The sequence below is a fragment of the Ensifer sp. SSB1 genome (assembly GCF_016652895.1).
Classification (GTDB): Bacteria; Pseudomonadota; Alphaproteobacteria; order Rhizobiales; family Rhizobiaceae; genus Ensifer.
This window is the reverse complement of the sequence record NZ_JAEPRP010000247.1, coordinates 4,337-8,005: the sequence shown is the minus strand read 5'-3', so window position 1 is coordinate 8,005 and position 3,669 is coordinate 4,337. Positions and strand designations below refer to the sequence as shown.

Genomic DNA, 3,669 nt, shown 5'->3' with positions numbered 1-3,669 from the left:
GAATCGACAACCGCCCGTAAATCCGACTTGGTGACAACTCTTTCTTACCGGAGAGTATTCACGCCGCGACCTCTTGGTCTGGTTGCCAAACATGTGGCTGGTAATTCATCAAGGTCTGGCCATCAGCACTCCGGCTGAGCTCGATCGTGATTAGCCTGTCGTTCTGAAACGCTGGGCTCAACTCCAGTGCGAGGTAGTCGAATAAAGGCCTTTCGTGCACTGCCACGATGATCTGACGTTGTGTTTTTGATTTAGCCAGGGTGCGCAACAATGCAGCAAACTGCGCAATATGTACCTCGTCCATACTTTGAACGGGGTCATCAATCACCAGCCATGGCAGATCGGGCGCTACGGAGAGATGAAGAGCGAGAAAGAGCGTTAGAGCCGCAGTGTTCAGATTACCGGCACTAAGCATCGCGCGTGGATTCCCGCCTTTGCCACCCGACCGATACCACGTTTCAAGTATGGCCTCGACTGGTCCTCCGTTCGTTTCCGGCACTGCGAAGGCCGGAACGAATGGCTCTTCAGGTGCCAATCGGACGAACAGATCACGCCAGACCCGGTTGAGCGAACCATTGAAAACCTTTCGAACAATAGCCGTCCGCGCTTCACCTGCGCGTTTTGCGAGTTCGCGAGCGTCTTGAACTATAGCGTCCGCGCGCCCCTTCGCGGCATTCAGCACATCGATGCGGCTTTGAGCTGCAGCGATCGCGGATGCAACGGGTTCACGGGATACCCTAAGCCGGTCAATTTCCAATGAGTTGCCGGTCATTTCTCTTCGAAGGGTCTGGTTTGACGCGTACGCCGAAATCAGACGCGACACTTCGGCCGCGAACCGCACAAGAGCTGGTGCCACCGCCTCGGTTGCGCCCACCGGGTCGAGGGAAAGTTCTGACGCAAAGCGGCTCAAAGACTCACGAAGGACCGTGCCGCTCTGGTCAGCAGCGGCCAAATCGGATAGCGCACGCGATGCCGCCGCCGCGGCGGCCAGTCGCTGTTCACCCTCCACCATGCCGTCGGACATTTGTTGAAGCGCGAGATCGGCCTCTTGAAGGAGAGCCTGTCTCGTCCTGAGGGCATCGCGTCTTTGTTGGTCGAGCATTTGACCTCGGACCTCACCAAGCTGCCTTTCTGCACTTGAAGCGGTGGCGAGCGTAGTTGCCCGGTCTTGGCTCAGCGCCTGCAACTGACCCGCCGCCGCGGTGAGCTCCGCTATTCTGGCCGAGACATGCGCATGCAAAGAAGTGTCGGATGTCTCCGTGTAGTCCCGCCCGCAGACGGGGCAATCGTCAGTGTGGATATGTGGCAATACGCTGCTCAGCGCCTGGGCCAACACACCGGCCTGGGTTGCGAAACCCGATATTTGTTGCTCAAGCGCCTGGACTCTGGCTCTTGCTCGCGCGATCTCGCCCTCAAGGTGAGTTACACGGGTCGCAGCTTGTGTATCACTGGCGAGGACGGCCGTGCAGCGAGCCAGTTCCTCCTTTACTGCACCCTTTGCCGTAGAGTGAACGTATTGCGGCCCATTGGAGGTGAGTGGCGGCAAGTCTGGAAAGAGGGGAGCAAGGCGTTCAAGCAGGCGCGCTAGCTCGGCGCCGCTCGTATCTTGCCAGTCAAGCAGCGCCCTGTGAGCCGCTTCGCTTCGTGGCTCGGCTGCCGCTCGCTCTCTGGAGGCATCAGTATAGGCGATCTGCTGCCATTGCCTTTCTGCAACCTCGATCTCGCGCTTGATGTTGGTCAATCTGAGGAGTTCCTGCTCCTCGAATTCGGGTGTGATCGATAGCACGTTGGCCCGTGTGGGATCAGCGGACGTCAATTGCGACGAGCGCTCATTGTTCAGCTCAGAGAGTTCCCTTATCCGAGCATCGGTGGCGGCCAATTCGCTGCGCAGCCGACCGATTTCCTCTTCGAGTTGCGGGACGGCATCCCTTGTCTCAGCATAGGCCGGAACGCCGCCCCGCAGGCGACGGACGTCCCCGGCGTCGTGCAAGCCGTCTATGATAGCATCGAGATGATCGAGGCGGAGGAGATCTTTGACAAATCTCGTCAACGCTGAATCGGTCCGCTTCGGGGAATCCTGGTAAAGTTCCAACAGGCGGCCGAGCGAGGACTGCGCCAGAAAGCAGCGCTCACTATAAAAGCGCGATAGGTCGGTGTTGAGCAGGGCTCCGCCCGAAATTCCGTTTGCATTCACCGCAAAGTGTGCGTCATTTACATCCAGCCCGTTGGTCTGGATCTGCACGCTCGCCGACTTGGCGTCCTTGTGCACCAAATGGCTGGCATAGTCCGGATCAACGCGCTGAAGCGATGCTACCGACCCCGTCAGCGCCAATTCAATGCCCGATAGCAGGCTTGTTTTTCCAGCGCCATTATGGCCATGGACTAGAACAATCGGGGCATCAAGAGGAACCGAAATGCTTCCCCTGATGCTGCGGAAATCAGTGAGGGTGACGGACTTCAGTTGCGCGGGGCTCATTCGAAAATCCCTCCTGCGAGGTTAGGGCGTTTATCCGCGCCCGGGGCATCGGCGTCGGGAACCTTCAATGAGGCGTTGAGGAGCTGGTGCAGACGCGCCTGCACCGTGTCTGCGCCTTGCGCGCCCAGCGACACCAGGTCGACAATGCTTTTCTCGAGATCGGTTGAGCGTTTGACTATCGCCTCCAACGGTTCCGCAATGTCATTGCTCGGCTCCGGCAGCGCCAAGGGCAACAGCACCGCCAACCAATTCTGAAGCAAAGGGTTATCTTCTTCCGTACCGATCACACCGGTCGCCAAGACGCGGCACACCTTGGTCATAGCATCCAGAACAGAAGCCTTCGGCTTGGGACCAACAAGAATGGTCGTCAAGGGTCGCTTCGATCGTGCAACGTCAAGCGCCCGCGCAACACCTTCCACTTTACGCAAAATGCGTACATCGGCCTCAAATGCAGTATCCGCGACCAGGATCAGGTCAGGGGACGGGTTCTCGCCGACCAATGCTGCGGGGACCTCAAACGAAAGACCGGCAATCAAGAGCGGAGACGGGAGTCGTCTATAACCAGAAACAGTTAAAAGCTCCACGACGCCTTCTACGGGAGTAGAGGCGGTCATATCACTGCCTCCTCGCGAAAGTGTTGCAAGAGGTCATCTGCGGAGCTCGCACCCTGCAGCAAGTCGTAGATGCTCACCTCGCGAAGTCCTAAATGACCTGTGCGACCTGGAGAACTTCGTGGCGATCGGGTCATGGTTGGCGGTTTCTCAGCGCTGTAGATGAGTATGGCGTCCTCGTCGTCAACGATGTGCCCGTTCTGCTGTAGGCGAATTGCGGCTCGCCCGTTAGCAGCCAGGACCATCTTTGTCCTGGCTATGGCGGTTGAGACCTGCACGACTCCGTCGGATGGATTTGACGGGTCAATACCGTGGAGCGACCAAAGGCCGTTGTCTATACCCAATCCGAGAAGGCCAGCGACAACGGCTATTTCAGCCAACCCGCTAGAAGGGATGTTCTGGTCCCCGGCAATCTGATGCAGCGGTGTGGTTGTAAGTGGGTTGTATCGGCGCGGTGCGGTGCCCGCCGATCCATCCCGGAACATCGTCATAAGACGCGAGGTCTGGTCAACGAAGGACTTGACGAACTCCATCCGATCGCCGCTGTCCAGATTAGCGACGTGGTTCCGTAGCGAGACGATG

Annotated in this window: 3 protein-coding genes; all 3 read right to left on the bottom strand. The window is 58.2% G+C overall.

All coding sequences use genetic code 11. The features are described 5' to 3' along the window. Nucleotides 1-58 precede the first annotated feature (58 nt). On the bottom strand, nt 59-2,476 hold the full coding sequence (locus I8N66_RS34490) for an AAA family ATPase (protein ID WP_291164168.1): 2,418 nt from the start codon (nt 2,474-2,476) through the stop codon (nt 59-61). Next, nucleotides 2,473-3,090, bottom strand: coding sequence for a hypothetical protein (locus I8N66_RS34485; protein ID WP_291164165.1), 618 nt, complete (start codon nt 3,088-3,090; stop codon nt 2,473-2,475). Before I8N66_RS34485 ends, I8N66_RS34490 begins: the two co-directional genes overlap by 4 nt. Then, the coding region (locus tag I8N66_RS34480; protein WP_291164162.1) for a hypothetical protein at nt 3,087-3,669 on the bottom strand (583 nt) is incomplete at its 5' end. The genes I8N66_RS34485 and I8N66_RS34480, both read right to left, overlap by 4 nt.

Bases quoted from the DNA above. Each gene is read 5' to 3' on its own strand.
- I8N66_RS34490 (WP_291164168.1), bottom strand. From the start codon at position 2,476: ATGAGCCCCGCGCAACTGAAGTCCGTCACCCTCACTGATTTCCGCAGC.
- I8N66_RS34485 (WP_291164165.1), bottom strand. From the start codon at position 3,090: ATGACCGCCTCTACTCCCGTAGAAGGCGTCGTGGAGCTTTTAACTGTT.